Source organism: Variovorax sp. GW821-FHT09B05, from assembly GCF_059418265.1.
The window spans coordinates 365,714-383,968 of record NZ_JBWKPN010000005.1; the positions used below are offsets into that span (position 1 = coordinate 365,714).

Sequence of the window (18,255 nt, forward strand, 5' to 3'; positions counted from 1 at the left end):
CCCCTTCACCCGTTCCGCCAAGGACCTCCATGACCGCCAGCCTCCGCCCGCCACGGCGCCTCGCCCTGATGGCCGCCGCCGCCCTGCTCGCCGCCGCCTGCGGTGCCGCGGCCGCCGCCGACACCTATCCCGCCAAGCCGATCACCATCGTCGTGCCCTTCCCGGCCGGCGGCGGCACCGACGTGATCTTCCGCGCGGTACAGGTCAGGCTGCAGGCCGAGCTCGGCGTGCCGGTGATCATCGACAACCGCGCGGGCGCCGGCGGCACGGTGGGCACCGGCTATGCGTCCAAGGCCGCGCCCGACGGCTACACGCTGGTGGCCGCCACCACCACGACCATCGCCTCGGCCCAGGCCGTCTACCCCAAGCTGCCCTACGACCCGCTGGCCGATCTCGCGCCCGTGGGCACGCTGGGCACCACGCCCTTCGTGCTGGTGGTGGCACCCACGCTGCCCGCGAAGAACCTCGCCGATTTCATCCGCGACGCCAAGGCCAGGCCCGGCACGCTCAACTACGGCAGCATCGGCAACGGCACCGCGAGCCACCTCGCGGGCGAGCTGTTCAAGCAGCGCACCGGCATCGAGATGACGCACATTCCCTACCGCGGCGCGGCGCCCGCGCAGACCGACCTGATGGCCGGCCAGATCCAGGCCCTGTTCGACAACCCCACCGCGCTCGCGCCCCAGGTGCGCGCCGGCCGCATGCGCGCGCTCGCGATCAGCCAGCCCTCGGCGGTGTTTCCCGAGCTGCCGAGCTTCGAGGCCGCGGGCATCAAGGATTTCAAGCCCGAGCTCTGGTACGGCCTGATGGCGCCCGCGGCCACGCCCAAACCGGTGGTGGAGCGGCTGCGCTCGGCGCTCGACAAGGCGCTGCAGGATCGCAACCTGCGCGCCGACATGATGGCCAAGGGCGTCTCGCCCGCGAGCTGGTCGCCCGAGCAGTTCGGCCAGCGCGTGCGCACCGACATCGCGCTGTGGGGCGGCATCGCGCGCTCGGTCAACGCGAAGGCGGACTGAGATGACCATGCAGCTCGTACGCGTCTTCGCCCGCCCCGGCACCCGCGCCGGCGGCAACCCGGCCCCGGTCTGGCTCGATGCCGGTGCCATGTCCACCGAGGACATGCAGGCCCGCACCCGCGAGAGCGGACACGAGTCGGTGTTCGTGCTCGCCCCCGACGATGCCGCCCGGCACCGCCTGCGCATGCGCTACTTCGTGCCGCGCCACGAGATGGAGATGTGCGGCCATGCCACGCTCGGCGCGCTGTGGCTGCTGCACGAACGCGGCCGCTGGAGCGGCGAGCCGATCGCGGTGCAGACGCTCAGCGGCACGGTGCATGGCCGCTTCGTCGACGGCGCGGTCGAGATCAGCCAGCCCAGCGCCAGCATCGCCGTGGTCGGCGCGGCCCTGGTGCGCGAGATCGCGCAGTGCCTGGGCATCGACCTCGTGCAGATCGTGTCGCCCGTGCTCAACGCCGCCACCAGCCGCGTGAAGACGCTGGTGCGGCTCGAGAGCCCCGAACTGCTGCACGGCCTGCGGCCCGACTTCGCGCGCGTCGAGGCGCTGTGCGACCGGCTCGGCTCGACCGGGCTCTATCCCTTCGCATCGAACGCCGATGCGCAGGGCACCGAGGTCAGCGCACGCCAGTTCCCGCGCTCCTCCGGCTATCCCGAGGACGCGGCCACCGGCATCGCCGCCGCCGCGCTGGCCTGGGGCCTGCGCGAGATGGCGCTGGTCGGCGCCGACGGAACGCTGGTCACCGTGCGCCAGGGCGAGGCCATGGGCTCGCCCTCGGCGATCCAGGTGCGGCTGCCCGCGCAGGCCGATGCCGCCGAAGGCTGCTGGCTGCGCGGCGACGCGCAGGCGATGGACGAGGTGCCGCATGACTGATGCCGACCGGCGCCTGGAGGCGCTCGCCGCCCAGGCGGGCCACGATGCCTCGCCCGCCGCGCGCCCCGCGGGCCGCTATGCGAGCTTCGCGCGCGCCGGCGAGCTGCTGCATTCGAGCGGCGTGGTCGGGCGCGAGAACGGTGTGGTGATCGCGGGCCCTATCGACGACAGCGACGCGGGCATCGCGCTCGGCGAACGGGCCGCGGTCGCCGCCGCCATCGCGCTGCTGCGTGCCGCGCGCGCCGAGCTCGGCGGCCTCGACCGCGTGCAGAAGATCGTCGCGCTCACCGGCTACCTGCAGACCGGGCCCGGTTTCAAGCAGCATGTGCGGGTGATGAATGCCGCGAGCGAACTGCTGCGCCAGGTGTTCCCCGACCAGCCGCTGCCCGCGCGCACCACGGTCGGCGTGGCCTCGCTGCCGGGCGGGGGCGCGGTCGAGATCTCGCTGGTGCTGCAGGAGCGGCCGGCGGACTGAAGGCGGGGCCTCAGGCTCCGAGCCAGCGCACCACCAGCGGCACCAGCAAGGCCGTCGCGATGCCGTTGAGCCCCATCGCGAGCGCCGAGAACGCGCCCGCGGTCTCGTTGACCTGGATCGCGCGCGCGGTGCCGATGCCGTGCGCCGTGATGCCGACCGCGAAGCCGCGCACCGCAGGCTCCTTGATGCGCAGCAGGTTCAACAGGCCCGTGGCCATGATCGCGCCCGCGATGCCGGTGATCGCGGCCGCGACCGCCGACAGCGACGGCAGGCCGCCGATCTTTTCCGACACGCCCATCGCGATCGGCATGGTGGCCGACTTCGGCGCCAGCGACATCAGCAGCTCGTGCGAACCGCCGAGCGCCCAGGCGATGCCCACGGCCGACACGATGGCCGCCACCGAGCCCGCGAGCAGCGCCACGCCGATCGGCAGCCAGAGCCGGCGCAGCCGCGCGACCTGGCTGTAGAGCGGCACCGCGAGTGCCACCGTGGCCGGCCCGATCAGGAAGTGCACGAACTTCGCGCCTTCGAAGTAGGTGTCGTAGGGCGTGCGTGTGAGCAGCAGCACGGCGACGATCACGATCACCGACACCAGCACCGGATTGACCACCGGGTTGGTGCCGCTGCGCCGGTGCAGCCACAGCGCGCCCAGGTAGGCCAGCAGCGTGAGCGCGAGCCACAGCAGCGGCGACTGGGCCAGGAAGACCCAGATCTCGGACAGCTTCGCGGGCGCGCTCACTGGGCGTCCTTGCCGGTGATGCGGATCATCCAGCGCAGGGTGAGCGCGGTCACCGTCATCGTGAAGGCCGCGCCCAGGATGCCCGCGGCCAGGAACGGCAGCCACTCGCGGCCCACGCGTTCGAAGTGCAGCATCACGCCGGTCACGGCCGGGATGAACAGCAGCATCAGGTTGCGCAGCAGATGGCCCGAGGTCTCGCCCAGGCTCTCGGGCACGCCGCCGCGCCACAGCAGGCCGGCGAACAAAAACAGCATGCCCAGCAGCGGACCGGGCACCGGCAGGCTCAGCCACTGCACCAGCAGTTCGCCGGCGAGCTGGCACAGAAAGAGCGTGGTGATGGCATAGAGCATGGCAAGGTCCTCGTGGTCGTTCTCGTCGGCTAGTTTGCACCCGCCAGGCGCTGCCATGCGGCGTGCAGCGCGGCCTGGCTCGCGGGCGGCAGCACGCCCATGCGCACCTGGCCCGGCAGGCCGAAGGACGCGCAGTCGCGCAGCTTGATGCCCTCGGCGCGCAAACCGGCCAGCAGGCCCGCGAAGTCGGTCGCCATCGGTTGCGCGAGGTGGTAGTTCGCCACGCTGGGCGTGGTCTGCCAGCCCATGCGCGCGCACAGCGCGAGCTGCAAGGACTTCCATTCGCGCAAGGTGTGGAGGCTGTCGCGCACCCAGGCCTGCACCGCGGGCTCGGCCCAGGCCGACAGCATCGCCACGCCATGCGCGCCCACGGGCCACGATGAACCGAGGCGCAGCAGCGCGCCCACCGCTTCCTGACCATCCGCCGGCGCGATCGCATAGGCCGCGCGCACGCCCGTCATGCCCAGCGCCTTGTTGGGCGACCACATCTGCCAGAGCCGGTCGAGCCGCGCGGGCACCAGCGCGAGTTCGCCTTCGAGCCGCAACGGTTCATAGGCGCGGTCGAGCACGCAGGGCACGTCCTCGGACAGCGCGGCGATCGACGCGGCCAGGCCGGGCTGCGCCTGCCCCTGCGGCGCCGACGGATCGCAGCACCACGCGAGCCGCGGCCGCCGCGCCGCCTGCGGCGCGCGCACCACCTGCAGGCCCCAGGCGCGCGCGGCGGCCGCGTAGTCGCCATAGGAGGTGGCCGGCAGCACGACCTCGCCATGCGCGCCGCGGTCCTCCTGCGCCACCCAGGCGGTGATGCGACGGATGAACTCGCTCGCGCCGGCCGCGATCACGATGCGCCAGGGCGCCACGCCATGCAGCGCCGCGAGCCGCGCGCGCAAGGCCGTGTAGGCCGGATCGGGATAGCGCGTCGCATCGGCCGCGCGCACCCGCGCGAGCGCCTCGGGGCACGGGCCGCAGGCGTTGGCATTGGTCGAGAAATCGTGGGCGGGCGCGCCGAGCGCATCGGGGCCGCCATGGATCGAGGTGAAGTCGAGCTCGCTCATCGCGCCCCCATGAACAGCAGAACGACCGGCAGCCAGGCGGCCAGCGCCAGCAGCAGCACGGCGCGCTGGCCGAAGCGGGCCGAACGCGCGGTGTCGGCCGGCATCGCGGCCCGACCCTCGGCGTTGAGCGCATAGACCGCGGGTTTGGCCAGCCGCACGCCGAGCAGCAGCGCCATCGCGGCCATCGGCCAGCCGCTGTTGGGCGACGGCGTGCGCCGCGCCTCGCGCGCGAGGCCGCGCGGCCAGCGTCCGGCCGCCAGTGCCAACAACAGCACCGTGAGCCGCGCGGGCAGCCACGACAGCAGGTCGTCGGCGCGCGCGGCCCATTTGCCGGCCCAGGTCCAGTCGCGGCCGCCGCGCTCGCCGCGGTAACCCCACATCGCATCGGCCGTGTTGGCGAAGCGGTAGAGCGCCGCGCCCGGCAGGCCCAACAGCAGGAACCAGAACACCGGCGCCACCAGCGAGTCATTGAGGTTCTCGGCCAGCGATTCGATCGCGCTCTCGCGCACCTCGCGCTCGCCGAGCAGCGAGACATCGCGGCTCACGAGGCGCGCGAGCCGCGCCCGGCCCGCGTCCAGCGATTCGCCGAGCGCGGCCTCGACCGCAAGCACCTCGTCGCGCAGCATGCGCCAGGCGAACAGCGGCTTGAGCAGCAGCCCCAGCAGCAGCGCGAAGGCCCAGGCCGGCAGCGCCTGCTGCATCGCGGCCTGCAGCGCCACGGCGATCGCGAGCACGGCCAGCGCGCCCGCGCACCAGGCGATGGCGCCGAGCGCGAAGACGCGCCCTTGCTTGCCGGAGGCCGCGCCGAACGGCGGCGCGATGCGCGCGCCGGCCCAGCCCAGGTAGCGCCCGATCCACACCACCGGATGCCAGCGCGCGGGTGGTTCGCCGAGCCAGAGGTCGACCGCGAGCGAGATCCACAGCGCGGCCAGCATGGCCAGCACGGGAGCGGTGAAGTCGATAGCCGGCATGGCGCGATTGTCCCGAATCAGTGAACGGGCCGCGGCCGGCGATGCCGGTGCCACTGGGTCAGCGCGCCGAGCGCGAGCAGCGCCGCCATGCCGAACAGCGCCCAGAGCGCGCGCACCACCGAGGCGCTGCGCGGGGCGGGCACGGTCTCGGGCTGCGGTTCGAGCCGCAGGCCGCGCACGGGCTGGGTCGCGGCCTCGTCGCCCTGTTTGCTTTCACTCGGTGCCGGCGATTCGGCCGCCGTGGCCGGGGCGGTGGCGCCCCGCACTTCGACCGGCACCACGACCGGCTTCGGCGGCGCGCTCATCGCCGCGCGCGCGAAGCGCTCCACCGCCACGTTGCGCTCGCGCAGCCCGCTGGCCTGCGCCGCCTGCGCATAGGCCCGCGCGAGCTCGCGCCGCGTCGCGGCATCGGGCGACCAGTAGTTCAGGCGCACCGCATCGAGCATGCGCTCGAGCGTCTGCGCGTAGGCCGCGCGGTTCGCACCCTCGAGCCAGGCGCGCGTGCCGAGCCGCTCGCGGTCGCGCACATAGGTGTCGTGCAGCGACTGCCACTGGTCGGGCCGCACCGTGGCCGGCGCGGTCACCTGCCAGCCCCAGAGGAACTGCGCGGTCTTCAGCACCTGCAGCGCGCCGCTGTAGCCCTCGGCCTGCTGCGCCGCGATCCATTGCGGGTGCAGGTAGCGCGTCTGCATCTCGCGCGCGATCGCGCCGGCCGCGGTGTCGGTGCGCACCGCGCCGGTGTCGCGCAGGTTCTGCACATAGAGCGCCGGGTCCTTGCCCGTGAGATGGCGCACCGCCTGCGCGATGCCGCCGAGGTACTGGAAGGGGTCGTCGTTGGTGAGCACGCCATAGAGGTTGGAGCTGCGTGCCATCAGGGCCGCGTCGACCTGCGCGAGATTGCCCGCGAAGGCGCCGGGCCGCGCGGCGCCCTCCAGGCCCTGGCCATAGGCATGGCCCATGCGGTCGATAAACAGGCCCGCCATCTGCGCGTCGCCGCCGCCGCGGCGCTGCGAGCGCCAGAGCTCGCTCGCGAGCGCGGCCTCCTCGAGCCCGGCGCCATAGCTGCCCTGCTCGTTCGAGAACACGCGCGCGGTCGACCAGCGCGCGGCCTCCGCCTCCGACGCGCCCTCGGCCCGCAGCCGCCGCGCCAGCGCCTCGCTGTGGCGCGCGACCGCGTTGGCGCCCGCGGGCTCGCGCAGCGCCGCCACCTGCCGCACCGCCTCGTCGAGCCAGCGCATCACGTGCGGGAACTGGTCGCGGTAGGAGCCCGTCACGCTGACCAGCACGTCGATGCGCGGCCGCTTCAAGGCCGAGACGGGCAGCACCTCGATGCCGTTCATGCGCCCCGCATCGTCCCAGCGCGGCCGCACGCCCATCGCGTGGAAGGCCTGGCTCTCGAGCACGCCCTGGTGGCGCGAGGCTTCGCCGGCCCAGAGCGTGAACGCGATCTTCTCGGGCGCCTTGCCGCCGTGGGACTGCGCATAGGCCGCGATCCAGGCATCCATGGCGGCCACGCCGGTGTCCCAGGCCGCGCGCGTGGGCACGCGGCTGGGATCGAAGCCGTAGAGGTTGCGCCCGGTCGGCAGGCTGTCGGGATTGCGCACCGGATCGCCGCCATAGCTGGCGCGCAGATAGCGGCCGTCGAGGGCCGTCAGCAGGCCCTCGATCTCCTCGTTGTGCGCGAGCACCGTGTCGAGCTGGCGCATGCGCGTGGCCAGCGCGCGCAGCGTCTCGGCCTGCGCGGCCGTGGTGGTCGCACCGTCGAAGGCGGCATCGTCCAGCACCCGCGCCACCCAGCGCCCCAGCGGCGAATCGGCCATGTCGGCCGGCTCGCGCAGGAAGGTCTCGTCGAGGTCCTCGCCGAGCGCGGTCGCCAGCGGCTTGCCGACGATCTGCAGCAGCGTGGCGCGCCGGCGCTGCGCATCGGGCGCCTCGCCGAAGGTCGCGAGGCCCAGCGGCTGCGCGGTCTGCGCGAGTTCGTCGAGGTAGGGATGCAGCACCGCCACGAAGCCCGCGAAGTCGGCGCGGATGCGCGCGGGGGTCCAGGCCAGGTCGCGGTCGTAGTGCCGGGCCACGAAGTCGGCCAGCAGTTGCCGCTCGAGCGCGGCCTTGACCGGACCGGGGGCGAGCGTCTCCCAGTCGTGCATGCGCTCGTGCATCTGCGCGAGGCCCGGGCGCAGGCCGGCGGGCGAGAACATCGGCGTCGAATGGCTGACCATGGTCGCGCGGCCGCGGCGCTTGGCGGTGGTGGCCTCGCCGAGGTTGTCCATCACGTAGGGATAGACGTTGGGCAGGTCGCCGAGCACCAGCAGCGGATCGTCCTGCACCGACAGCCCGCGCTCCTTGCCGGCCGACCATTCGACCGTGCCGTGCGTGCCCACGTGCACCACGGCCGAGGCGCCGAACTGCGTGCGCAGCCAGAGGTAGGTGGCGAGGTAGGCATGGCCCAGCGGCACCGCCGAGCGGTGGTAGACCTGCCGCGCCTTGTCCTTCACCGCCGTGCCGGGTTCGAAGCGCGGCGGCTGGCGCAGCACCACCACGTTGTCGAAGCGCACGCGCGGGATCACGAAGGCCGGTACGCCGTCCACCGTGCGCAGCTGGGTCGAGCTTTCGGGCGCGCCCCAGTAGGCCTCGATGCGCTGCTGGGTTTCGACGGGCAGCGCGCGGAACCATGCGAGGTAGCGCGCGAGCGGCAGCGTGTCGGCCAGGCCCTGCGCGAGCAGCGGCTGCAGTTCGTCGGTTCCCGGTGCCGGGTAGGACGCCTTGAGCGTGGCCTGCACCTGCGCGATCAGCGCCTCGGGCGCGGGCGCCTCGGTGCGGTAGCCGGCCGCCTGCATGGCCGCGATCATGCGGCTCACGCTGCGCGGCACGTTGAGGAAGGAGGCGCCGAAGTTGGCCTCGCCCGGCGGGTAGTTGTAGACCAGCATCGCGACCCGGCGCTGGTCCGCGCTGGTGCGCTGCAGCCGCAGCAGCGCCGCGGCCTTGTCGGCGACCGCCTCGATCTGCGCGGGCAGCGGCTGCAGGCTGCCGCTCGCAGCATCGCGCGCGCTCACGAGCATCGGGTCGGTCATGCCGGCCAGTTCGCTCGGGCTGTAGTAGGCGGCGATGTCGGACTGCGCGAGGCCGTCCTTGCTTTGCGCCCATTGCGCCGCATCCATCGCAAGCGACGGCAGGGTCTGCAGCACCGGCACGCCGATGCGCTCGAGCTCGGCCTTGCGCTCGTTGGGCGTGAAGACCAGCGCGGCGTTGACGATCAGGTCGGCCACGCGGCGCCCGCCCTCGGCCTGGGTCATGCGCGTGTAGAGGTCCTTCTGCTGGCGCGGGCCGTAAAAGGCATAGGCGCGCAGGCCACGCTGCGCGAGCGCGGCGATCATCGCGTCGAGCCAGGTCGTGTCCTCGCCGGTCACGGTGGCGGCATTGACCGCGATCGCCACGGTGCCGTTCGCGCCGGGCAACTGTTCGACCGCCTCGATGCTTGTTTCGATGCGCGGCCATCCCGGGTGATAGAAGCCCGCGAGCGGCGTCGCCACGGGTTCGGGCAGGCCCTCGGACACGCCGACCCTGGCGAGCGCCTGCATCGACGCCGAGAGGTTCGCGCTACCCGCGAAGCGCCAGTAGGCGCGCAGCCGCTGCGCCCAGGCCGCGTCGACGCCACGCTCGGCCGCGAGCGGCGGCGCGGCCGTGAGCTGGCCCCGGGCGACCAGCGCGAACTCGCCGACCAGCACATAGGGCGCCGCGCTGCGCGCGATCGCGTCGCCGAAGCGCGCCGCCGCGGCCTGCGCCACGCTCAGGTGCGGCGCGTCGATCACCAGCAGCCGCGCGCCCTCGAGCGCGGCCGACAGGGCCTCGGGCGAGTCCCGCGTGGCCGACAGCACCTGCAACGGCAGTCCGGCCTGCTGCGCCGCGGCCTGCAGCCGCGCCACGCGCGCGGGCGACACCAGCGAGGTCGCAAGCACCACCACCGGGCCGCTTGCTTGCTGCTGCGCCCAGGCCGGCAGCGCCGCCAGCCACGCCAGCAGCCACAGCGCGACCCAGCGCCGCAACAGGCTCACTTGTCGCCCTGCACCGGCACCGCGTCGGCCGGCACGTAGACCATGGTCCCGTCCTTGAGGCGCCAGGCCGTGCCCGCGCGCTCGCCGTCGCCCTCGCCGGTCGCGCCGCTGGCCTTGAAGCGCGTGATCTTGCGGCCCTCGCGCGTCACGATCTCCATGTTCGGCTGGCCCTCGTTGCGGATCACCGTGACCTTGTCCTGCGCGAAGGGGTTCATCGGGTTGTTGATGACCGCGATCATCAGCATGCCGATCACGACCATGAAGACGTCGATCAGGTTGATGGTCGAGAGCACCGGATCGTCGTCGTCGCCGTCCAGGCTGCTCAGGATGGAGAACTGCCGCTTGCTCATGAGAGCCGGTCCCGCGCGTCGAGCAGCATCACCAGCTCGCGCATCAGCCAGCGCCGGCGCACGGTGTAGACCACGAAGGCGATCGACGCCGAGGCCAGCGCGACGATCACGCTCGCGAAGGCCGGCGCGAGGCTCTGTGCCACGCCCTGCGATTCGCCCGAGGCCACGGCCACCAGCGCGGGGCCCATCGGGATCATGGTGGCGATCAGGCCCAGCATCGGTGCCACGCGGCTGCACAGCCGCACGCCCTCGAGCTCCTTGAGCACGGCCAGCTCCATCTGCTCCTGGCTGGCCTGCGCATGCCGCGCCAGCACCAGCGCGCGCGACGGGTCGCGCCGACGCTGCAGGTATTCGACGCCGAAGGCACCGAGGCACCACACGGCATAGACGAAGGACAGCAGCACGCCCAGCGTCACCGGCCAGAGGAACAGGCGCGCGAGCTCGAACAGCACGGTATCGAAGGCCAGCATCAGGCGGACTCCAGGTCAGGCGAAGAAGAAGGATCGGTATCGAACAGGTCCGAGCGCCGGCCCCAGGCCTCGTCGAACACCAGCGACGACAACGGCGCGCGCCGCGCCCAGCGTTCGCGCTGCAGCATCGGCTCCTCGTAGAAGCCGTGCACCGGACCGAGGCACAGCAGCGCGATGGTCTCGGCGCCGGCCGGCAGGCCCAGCAGCGCCGCCACCTCGGCCGGATCGAACAGCGAGACCCAGCCCATGCCCAGCCCCTCGGCGCGCGCGGCCAGCCAGAGGTTCTGGATCGCGCAGGCGGCCGAGGCCAGGTCCATCTGCGGCAGGGTGCGGCGGCCGAACACATGGTGCTCGCGGCCGTCGGCCAGCGTCACCGCGAGCAGCTCGGCCGCGTCGAGCAGGCCCTCGACCTTGAGCCGCATGAAGGCGTCCTCGCGTTCGCCGAGCGCGCGCGCCGTCAGCACGCGTTCGCGCTCGACCGCCGCATGCACACGCGTGCGCAGGGCCGGGTCGCGGATGCGGATGAAGCGCCAGGGCTGCATGAAGCCGACGCTGGGCGCATGGTGGGCCGCCTCGAGCAGCCGGCGCAGCAGCTCGGGCGCGACCTCGCCGCCCGCGAAATGCCGCATGTCGCGCCGCTCGTGGATGGCGCGGTAGACCGCCCTCGCCTCCTCGGCCGCGAACGCCTGGCTCATCCGGCTCAATCCTCGATGCCGCGCTGCGCCGGGATGCCGGCCTTGAACGCATGCTTGACCAGCGTCATCTCGGTCACGGTATCGGCGAGTTCGATGAGCTCGGGCGGGCAGCGGCGGCCCGTGAGCGCCACGTGCACATGTTTCGGCCGCGCGCGCAACGTCTCGAGCACGCCCTCGAGCGGCAGCCAGCCGTAGATCAGCGGATAGGTGATCTCGTCGAGCACCACGAGAAAGTATTCGCCCGAGAGGATCGCGGCCTTCGCCTTCTCCCAGCCGTCGCGCGCGAGCTGCCCCGAGCGCTCGAGGTCCTGGCTCTTCCAGCTGAAGCCGTCGCCCAGGCCCTCGATCGGGATGCCGATCTGCTCGAACATGCGGTGCTCGCCGAAACGCGCGCTAGGCACCTTCATGAACTGGTAGATCTTCACGGCCTTGCCGCGGCCATGCGCGCGCAGCGCCAGCCCGAAGGCGGCGGTGCTCTTGCCCTTGCCGTCGCCGGTGTTGACGATGACGATGCCGCGGCGCTCGCCTTCGGGCTTCTCGTAGGGCTTCTCGCTGGGAGGTGTTTCTATCTGCATGGGTGGGTCTCTTTCAAGGCTGTCGAAAGCGCATTCAGCGCGGCAGCGCAATCCACTGCTCGGCCACGCGGTGCACGCGGATCCGGTGATCGAACACCTGCTCGAGCGCCGCATGCGTCGCGGGATCGCTGCTGCCGCCGTGATGCACCACGCGGCCGCGGTCCATCACCACGAGTTCGTCGGCCGCCAGCGCCATGGGCAGTTCGTGCAGCACGCTGACCACGGTGCGGCCCGCGGCGACCAGCGCGCGCACGGTCTGCATCCAGTCGGCCTGGTGCGGTGGGTCGAGGTTGGCGAGCGGCTCGTCCATCAGCAGCAGCTCGGCCTCGACCGCGAGCGCGCGCGCCAGCAGCACACGCTGGCGCTCGCCGCCCGAGAGCTGGCCCAGCGAGCGCTCGCGCCAGTCCCAGGCCTGGGTGGCGCGCAGCGCGCGCTCCACGGCAGCGCGGTCGGCCGCGTCGGGCGCGGCCAGCCAGCGCTGGTGCGGCAGGCGGCCGAGCATCGCGACGTCGTAGACCAGCAGGTCGTCGGCCGCGCCCTCGCCCGCCACGCCCTGGCCCAGCCACGAGAGTCGCCGCGCACGCTGGCGCGCCGGCAGCTTCGCGGCGGGCTCGCCGAACAGGCGCAGCTCGCCGCGGTGCGCGAGCAGGCCCGCCAGCACCTTGAGCAGGGTCGACTTGCCGGCGCCGTTGGGGCCGACGATGCTGGTCCAGCGCGCGGCGCCGATCGCGAGGTCGATGCCGTGCAGCACCTCGGTGCCGCCGAGCGCCGCGCTCACGCCGCGCACCTCGAGCGCCTGTGCGACCGCGGCCGTCATGAGGCCGTGCCCCTCGCGGTGCGCCGGTGCATCAGCCACAGCAGGTAGCTGCCGCCGAGCACCGCCGTGAGCACGCCCACGGGCAGCTCCTGCGGCGCGATCAGCCAGCGCGCCAGCAAGTCGGCCGCCATCAGCAGCAGCCCGCCCATCGCGGCCGACAGCACGATCAGCCGCGCATGCGTGGTCTTGACCACCGAGCGCACCAGGTGCGGCGCGGCCAGGCCGACGAAGGCGATCAGGCCGGTCTGCGCCACCGCGGCGCCGGTGGCCAGCGCCAGCACCACCACCAGCGCGGCGCGCATCGCGCCCAGCGGCAGGCCCAGGCTGCGCGCGGTGGCCTCGCCCAGCGCCAGGCCGTCGAGCACCGGCGCCAGCGCCCAGGCCAGCAGCAGGCACAGCGCGCAGGCCAGCGCCATCACCGCGCAAGCGCTCCAGCCGACCAGGCCGGTGTTGCCGAGCGTGAAGCCCTGGATCGCCTGCAGGATGTCGGCCGAGGCGATGGTGATCAGGTCCTTCATCGCGCCCAGCACCACGCCCACGATCACGCCCGCGAGCAGCAGCCGCAGCGTCTGCTGCACGCCGCGCGCGAGCAGCAAGGTGAGCATCACGGCCGCCATCGAACCGAGGAAGGCCGCGCCCGTGAGGCCCAGCCGCACCACCCACTGCGCACTGGCGGCCGAGCCGCCGAAGAACAGCAGCGCCAGCGCCACGCCCAGCGAGGCGCCCGAGGCGCTGCCGAGCAGGAAGGGATCGGCCAGCGGATTGCGGAACAGCCCCTGCGCCACCGCGCCGGCCAGCCCGAGCAGCGCGCCCGCGAGCCAGGCGCCGAGGGTGCGCGGCAGCCGGATGTCCCAGACGATCTGCAGCGCGACCGGATCGTGGCGCGCCGACAGGAAGCTCTCGAAGCCGGTGCTGCCGATGCCGAGGCCGAGCAGCAGCAAGGCGGCGCCGAGCACCAGCAGCGCGAGGCCGAACAGCACCACGCGGCGCAGGTGGCCCGCGGGCATCAGCGCGCGCCTCCCTTGTCTGCCTTGTCGCCCAGGCATTGCGCCATCAGCCGCGCCGCCTCGTCCATGCGCGGGCCGGGGCGCACCAGCACGTCAGACTGCTCGGCCGTGAAGCGGCAGATGCGCCCCTCGCGCACGGCGCGCATGGTGCTCCAGCCCGGGCGCTGCTCGAGGCCCTGCGCGCTGCGCACGCTGACCATGATCAGGTCGGGATTGGCGCGCACCACGTATTCGGGGTTGAGCTTGGGAAAGGGGCCGAGCGCCGCCGGCACGATGTTCCTGGCACCCAGCCGCGTCAGCGTCTCGCCGATGAAGGAGGATTCGCCGGCCGCGTACGGGCCGCTGTTGACCTCGAAGTACACGCGCACGCCGCGCGCGGCGGCCGGCAGCGACTGCGCCGCGGCCGACACCGCGGCATCGATGGCGCGCCAGACGGCCGGCGCCTCGTGGGTGCCGAGCACCTGGTCGAGCTTGCCGAGCACGCGGCGCACGTCGGCATGGTTCTTCGGCTCGAGCACCAGCACCTTGAGGCCCAGCGCCTCGAGCCGCTCGGTCACGCGCGAGGACTTGGCGAGCAGCACCACGTCGGGCTTGAGCGCCACCACGGCCTCGACGTTGGGGTCGATGCCGCCACCGAGTTGCGGCAGGCCGCGCACCGGCGCCGGCGAATTCGAATAGCGGTCGACGCCCACCAGCCGCGCGCAGGCGCCGAGCGCGCAGACCGATTCGGTCAGCGAGGGCAGCAGCGTCACGATGCGCTGCGGCGGCTGCGGCAGCTCGACGCTCACGCCGCGTTCGTCGACCACCTCGAGCGCGCTCGCGGGCGGCGACCACAGGCCCGTGGCGAGTGCCAGTGCCGCCAGCGCGGCGGCGAGAAAGCCCTTCATCGGCCCGGCTCCTTCAGGGTCAGCGGCAGGCCCGCAGCCATCAAGGTGACGCGGTGGCAGACACCGGCCACGTCCTGGTTGAGCCGGCCCAGCGCATCGACGAAGGCGCGCGTCTCGCGGCCCAGCGGGATCACGCCCAGGCCGATCTCGTTGCCCACCAGCACGACGGGACCGCGCGCATCGCGCAGCGCGCCCAGCAGCAGGTTGATGTGCGCGGCGGGCGTGCGCGAGACCGGCCGCGCGCCCTCGCCGCGCAGCGGCATCAGCAGGTTGGTGAGCCACATCGTGAGGCAGTCGACCAGCACCAGCGACTCGGGCGCGCTCTGGGTCACGATGGCGCGCGCCAGCTCGACCGGTTCCTCGATGGTGCGCAGGCTCGGCACGCGCTCGGCGCGGTCGGCCTGGTGGCGCACGATGCGCTCGCGCATCTCGTCGTCGTAGGCCTGCGCGGTGGCGATCAGCACCGCGCGACGGTGCTTCGGCGCGGCCGCGAGCCAGTCGGCCGCGCGCTGCTCGGCGCGGCGCGACTTGCCGCTCTTCTGGCCGCCGAGGATGAATTCGTGTTCAGGCGTCAACGCGATGCTCCTGGGCAGCCGGTGCCCCGGTTTCGAGCGGCGCGGCATCGAACAGCCGCGCGGTGGCTTCGGGACTGGAGGCGAACCAGGCGTGGAAATAGCTCGCGCGCACGGGGCCGTGCACATAGAGCGCCTCGCCGCCGGCCGTGCCTTGCGGGCGGCGCGAATGGGCGGCCGGCACGAGCGGCGTCTCGCAGCGCGAGTAGTGGAAGGTATGGCCGCGCAGCGTGTGCGCGCCCAGCGCGAGCGCCTGCGGGCCGAGGCCGGCGAGCCGCTTCTGCAGCGTGACGCGGCCGGGCAGCAGGCTCCACAGCGCATGCACCTCGACGTCGCCTCCGTCTCCGGGCACCGCGATCTCGTCGAACAGCGCCATCATCCCGCCGCATTCGGCCCAGATCGGCCGGCCCGCGGCCGCATGGGCGGCGAGCGCGGCGCGCAGGTCCGAACGCCGCGCGAGCGTGGCGGCATGCAGCTCGGGATAGCCGCCAGGCAGCCACAGCGCATCGCAGTCGGGCAACGCCTCGCCGGCCAGCGGCGAGAAGAAGGCCAGCCTGGCGCCGAGCGCATTCAGCGTGTCGAGGTTGGCCGGGTAGATGAACGAGAAGGCCGCATCGCGCGCGATGGCGATGGTGCGGCCCGCGAGCAGCGGCGCGATCGGTGCGACCTCAACGGTGGAAGGTGGCTCGAAGCGCACCTGCGGCAGTTGCAGCGACCCCAGCGGCGTGCCGGCCAGCGTATCGGCCACGCGGTCGAGCCGCTCGGCCGCGTCGCCGAGTTCGTGCGCCGCCACCAGGCCCAGGTGGCGCTCGGGCAGCGAGAAGCCCGCGTCGCGCGGCAAGGCGCCGAGCCAGTCCGAGGGCTCGCGCAAGGCGCCGCGCAGCATGTCGGCATGGCGCTCGCCGGCCACGCGGTTGGCCAGCACGCCGGCCCAGGGCAGCCCGGGCCTGAAGCTCTGCAGCCCATGCGCCAGCGCACCGAAGGTGCCGGCCATCGCATGGGCGTCGATCACGGCCAGCACCGGCAGGCCGAAGCGCTGCGCCAGGTCGGCCGCGCTCGGCGTGCCGTCGAACAGGCCCATCACGCCCTCGACGATCAGCAGGTCCGACTCGGCCGCGGCCGCATGCAGCCGCGCGCGGCAGTCGGCCTCGCCGGTCATCCACAGGTCGAGCGAATGCACGGGCGCGCCGGTGGCGAGCCGCAGCCAGTGCGGGTCGAGGAAGTCGGGCCCGCACTTGAAGGCGCGCACGCGCCGGCCCTGGCGCGCATGCAGCCGCGCGAGCGCGGCGGCCACGGTGGTCTTGCCCTGCCCCGAGGCGGGCGCGGCCACGAGCACGGCGGCGCAGCTCGCCGCGCGATCAGGCAGGTGTTGGCTTACTGGGGCGTCCACTTCAATCCGACGTACGCGTTGCGGCCGTTGGTAGCGTAGCCGCGCGCGAGCGTGTAGTCCTTGTCGCCTGCATTGTCGATGCGCGCGACCAGGTCGACGTCGCGCACGATCTTCGTGCTGGCCACGAGGTTCAGCAGGGTGTAGCCGCCGAGCTTCAGGGTATTGGCCGCGTCGTCGTAGCGCTGGCTCGAGGTCTGCACCTCGGCGCCCAGCGTCCAGCCGCCGAGGCGCCAGTCGGCACCCAGCGTGGCATAGCGCTTGGCGCGTCGCGCGAGCAGCTTGTCGGTCGCGAGGTCGCGCGGGTCCTGGAAGTCGAGCGAGGCGCGCAGCGTCACGTCGCCGATGCGGTGGCCGGCCGAGAGCGTCACGCCCTCGTAGCGCGCCCGCGCGGTGCTGCCGTAGCAGCCGAAGGACGAGGCGCAGCCCTTGGCGGTCGAGTCGAACACGATCAGGTTGCGCACCTGGTTGCGGTAGACCACGATGCCCGCGTTGGTCGGGCCGTCGGTGTACTTGAGGCCGAGCTCGACGTTGCGGCTCGACTCGGGCTGCAGGTCGGGCTTGCCGTATTCGCTGAAGCGCTGGTAGAGCGTGGGGGCGCGGAAGGCGGTGCCGGCCGACGCGGTCACGCGCAGCTTCGGCGTGATCGCAAAGCCGTAGGCTGCGCTGCCGGTGGTCTTGCCGCCGAAATCGCTGTCCTTGTCGTGGCGCACGTTGAGCTGCAGCGAATGCGGGCCCTGCACGAAGCCATAGCCGAGCGCCACGGCATCCTGCGAGCGCTTGCCCACCAGCCCCTTGTCGGTAGCGCTGGTGGGCGCGTTTTCGAGCCGGTCCTCGCGGCGCTCGAGCGCGGCCGTCACCAGGTGCGCCCCGAAGCGCAGCTCGTTCTGGAACAGGTAGCCGCGCAGCCGGGTCTCGGTGCGGTAGTACGAAGGCATGGTGCTGTAGACCGACTGCGAATCGGTCACCTGCAGCCGCGTGCTGTAGACCTCGTTCCATTGCGCCGACCAGGTGAGGCCTCCCGTCAGCAACCGGTTGCGGCCCAAGTCGTCGAGGTAGTAGGCCGGCGGCTTCTTGGCGGTGACCCTGTTGTCGTAGCGCGCCTGCATGTCGTTCGCCAGCGCGGTGGCCTCGATGCGTTGGCCGGGCGCGATCTGCCAGCCCAGGCGCACATTGCCCGAAGTGGTGTTGTAGCCGTCGCGGTCGGGGCTGGTGAAGCCGTCCTTGAGCGGGGCACGCTTCTCGAGCGGCTGCACGTTGAAGCCCCGGCTTTCCTCGTGCGCCACGCCGAACGAATAGTCGAAGGCATTGGCCTTGCCGCTGATCGCGGCCTCGGTGCGGAACAGGCCATGGCTGCCGACGCCAATGCCGATCGAGGGCGACACGCCTTCTTCGCCGCGCTTGGTGAACAGCTGGATCACGCCGCCGATGGCGTCGGAGCCGTAGACCGCGGCGGCCGGGCCGCGCAGCACCTCGATGCGGTCGATCTGCGAGAGCGGAATGGTCTGCCAGTTCGCACCGCCCGTGGTTTGCGAATCGATGCGCACACCGTCGAGATAGACCGCGGTGAAGCGCGTTTCGGCGCCACGGATGAACAGGCTGGTGTTGTTGCCCACGCTGCCGTTGCTCACGATCTGGATACCGGCCTGGCGCGCGAGCACGTCGGCCACGCTTGCGGCCCCGCTGCGCTCGATGGTCTCGCGGTCGATCACCGAGACATCGGCCACCAGGTCCGACAGCGGCTGCGCGGTGCGATTGGCCGTGACCACCGTTTCGCCGAGCGCGCCGGGCTGAGTCTGCGCCGAGGCGGCCAGCGGCAGTTGGGCCAGCAGCAGGCCGCCGAAGGCCGGCACCAGGGCCAGCGGCAGGCCGGCCAGGCGCGCGCGCAAGGAGGACGCAGAAACGCGAGCGCGCGAACGGCGCGAGAAGGAAACGCAGGAAATCATGGAATGAGCGAACGAACGTC

The 18,255-nt window shown here is 72.9% G+C and carries 18 protein-coding genes; 3 read left to right on the plus strand and 15 right to left on the minus strand.

All coding sequences use genetic code 11. The features are described 5' to 3' along the window. Positions 1 to 29: 29 nt before the first annotated feature. Genes AC07RM_RS15965 through AC07RM_RS15975 form a run of 3 tightly spaced genes read left to right on the plus strand, consistent with a single transcriptional unit; the run spans position 30 to position 2,362 of the window. Complete coding sequence (locus AC07RM_RS15965) at positions 30 to 1,016, plus strand: Bug family tripartite tricarboxylate transporter substrate binding protein (RefSeq protein ID WP_495335154.1); 987 nt, start codon at positions 30 to 32, stop codon at positions 1,014 to 1,016. A gap of 7 nt (positions 1,017 to 1,023) precedes the next feature. Then, complete coding sequence (locus tag AC07RM_RS15970) at positions 1,024 to 1,887, plus strand: PhzF family phenazine biosynthesis protein (protein WP_495335155.1); 864 nt, start codon at positions 1,024 to 1,026, stop codon at positions 1,885 to 1,887. Continuing rightward, positions 1,880 to 2,362 (plus strand): RidA family protein, encoded by a 483-nt coding sequence (locus AC07RM_RS15975; RefSeq protein WP_495335156.1) that lies wholly within the window; start codon positions 1,880 to 1,882, stop codon positions 2,360 to 2,362. Before AC07RM_RS15970 ends, AC07RM_RS15975 begins: the two co-directional genes overlap by 8 nt. Before the next feature lie 10 nt (positions 2,363 to 2,372). Here AC07RM_RS15975 and AC07RM_RS15980 read toward each other — a convergent pair whose 3' ends face one another. From AC07RM_RS15980 to AC07RM_RS16050, 15 genes are read right to left on the minus strand one after another with little or no spacing between them, the layout of a single operon-like run. Then, positions 2,373 to 3,101, minus strand: coding sequence for an LrgB family protein (locus AC07RM_RS15980; RefSeq protein ID WP_495335157.1), 729 nt, complete (start codon positions 3,099 to 3,101; stop codon positions 2,373 to 2,375). Further along, positions 3,098 to 3,451, minus strand: coding sequence for a CidA/LrgA family protein (locus tag AC07RM_RS15985; protein WP_057591611.1), 354 nt, complete (start codon positions 3,449 to 3,451; stop codon positions 3,098 to 3,100). The genes AC07RM_RS15980 and AC07RM_RS15985 overlap by 4 nt, the downstream gene beginning before the upstream one ends. 29 nt (positions 3,452 to 3,480) lie before the next feature. Then, the gene (locus tag AC07RM_RS15990) at positions 3,481 to 4,506 is read right to left on the minus strand and encodes an aminotransferase class I/II-fold pyridoxal phosphate-dependent enzyme (RefSeq protein WP_495335158.1); all 1,026 of its coding nucleotides are present in this window, start codon (positions 4,504 to 4,506) and stop codon (positions 3,481 to 3,483) included. After that, the gene (gene cbiB, locus AC07RM_RS15995) at positions 4,503 to 5,477 is read right to left on the minus strand and encodes an adenosylcobinamide-phosphate synthase CbiB (protein ID WP_495335159.1); all 975 of its coding nucleotides are present in this window, start codon (positions 5,475 to 5,477) and stop codon (positions 4,503 to 4,505) included. Before cbiB ends, AC07RM_RS15990 begins: the two co-directional genes overlap by 4 nt. Before the next feature lie 17 nt (positions 5,478 to 5,494). After that, positions 5,495 to 9,529: a cobaltochelatase subunit CobN gene (cobN, locus tag AC07RM_RS16000; protein ID WP_495335160.1), complete on the minus strand. Its 4,035-nt coding sequence runs from the start codon at positions 9,527 to 9,529 to the stop codon at positions 5,495 to 5,497. After that, the gene (locus AC07RM_RS16005; protein WP_495335161.1) at positions 9,526 to 9,879 is read right to left on the minus strand and encodes a DUF2149 domain-containing protein; all 354 of its coding nucleotides are present in this window, start codon (positions 9,877 to 9,879) and stop codon (positions 9,526 to 9,528) included. Before AC07RM_RS16005 ends, cobN begins: the two co-directional genes overlap by 4 nt. Then, positions 9,876 to 10,349 (minus strand): MotA/TolQ/ExbB proton channel family protein, encoded by a 474-nt coding sequence (locus AC07RM_RS16010; protein WP_093342339.1) that lies wholly within the window; start codon positions 10,347 to 10,349, stop codon positions 9,876 to 9,878. Before AC07RM_RS16010 ends, AC07RM_RS16005 begins: the two co-directional genes overlap by 4 nt. Beyond that, complete coding sequence (bluB, locus tag AC07RM_RS16015; protein ID WP_495335162.1) at positions 10,349 to 11,044, minus strand: 5,6-dimethylbenzimidazole synthase; 696 nt, start codon at positions 11,042 to 11,044, stop codon at positions 10,349 to 10,351. The genes AC07RM_RS16010 and bluB overlap by 1 nt, the downstream gene beginning before the upstream one ends. A 5-nt stretch (positions 11,045 to 11,049) precedes the next feature. Next, positions 11,050 to 11,619, minus strand: coding sequence for a cob(I)yrinic acid a,c-diamide adenosyltransferase (gene cobO, locus AC07RM_RS16020; protein WP_296742543.1), 570 nt, complete (start codon positions 11,617 to 11,619; stop codon positions 11,050 to 11,052). A 34-nt stretch (positions 11,620 to 11,653) separates the two neighbouring features. After that, the gene (locus AC07RM_RS16025) at positions 11,654 to 12,436 is read right to left on the minus strand and encodes an ABC transporter ATP-binding protein (RefSeq protein ID WP_495335163.1); all 783 of its coding nucleotides are present in this window, start codon (positions 12,434 to 12,436) and stop codon (positions 11,654 to 11,656) included. Continuing rightward, the gene (locus tag AC07RM_RS16030; protein ID WP_296742538.1) at positions 12,433 to 13,443 is read right to left on the minus strand and encodes a FecCD family ABC transporter permease; all 1,011 of its coding nucleotides are present in this window, start codon (positions 13,441 to 13,443) and stop codon (positions 12,433 to 12,435) included. The genes AC07RM_RS16025 and AC07RM_RS16030 overlap by 4 nt, the downstream gene beginning before the upstream one ends. Beyond that, positions 13,443 to 14,330: an ABC transporter substrate-binding protein gene (locus tag AC07RM_RS16035; protein ID WP_495317954.1), complete on the minus strand. Its 888-nt coding sequence runs from the start codon at positions 14,328 to 14,330 to the stop codon at positions 13,443 to 13,445. The genes AC07RM_RS16030 and AC07RM_RS16035 overlap by 1 nt, the downstream gene beginning before the upstream one ends. Next, positions 14,327 to 14,953: a bifunctional adenosylcobinamide kinase/adenosylcobinamide-phosphate guanylyltransferase gene (locus AC07RM_RS16040; RefSeq protein ID WP_495335164.1), complete on the minus strand. Its 627-nt coding sequence runs from the start codon at positions 14,951 to 14,953 to the stop codon at positions 14,327 to 14,329. The genes AC07RM_RS16035 and AC07RM_RS16040 overlap by 4 nt, the downstream gene beginning before the upstream one ends. Further along, entirely contained in the window at positions 14,895 to 16,292 is a 1,398-nt protein-coding gene (locus AC07RM_RS16045; RefSeq protein ID WP_495335165.1) for a cobyrinic acid a,c-diamide synthase CobB, read from the minus strand. Before AC07RM_RS16045 ends, AC07RM_RS16040 begins: the two co-directional genes overlap by 59 nt. Then, on the minus strand, positions 16,277 to 18,235 hold the full coding sequence (locus AC07RM_RS16050; protein ID WP_495335166.1) for a TonB-dependent receptor domain-containing protein: 1,959 nt from the start codon (positions 18,233 to 18,235) through the stop codon (positions 16,277 to 16,279). The genes AC07RM_RS16045 and AC07RM_RS16050 overlap by 16 nt, the downstream gene beginning before the upstream one ends. Positions 18,236 to 18,255: the final 20 nt, after the last annotated feature.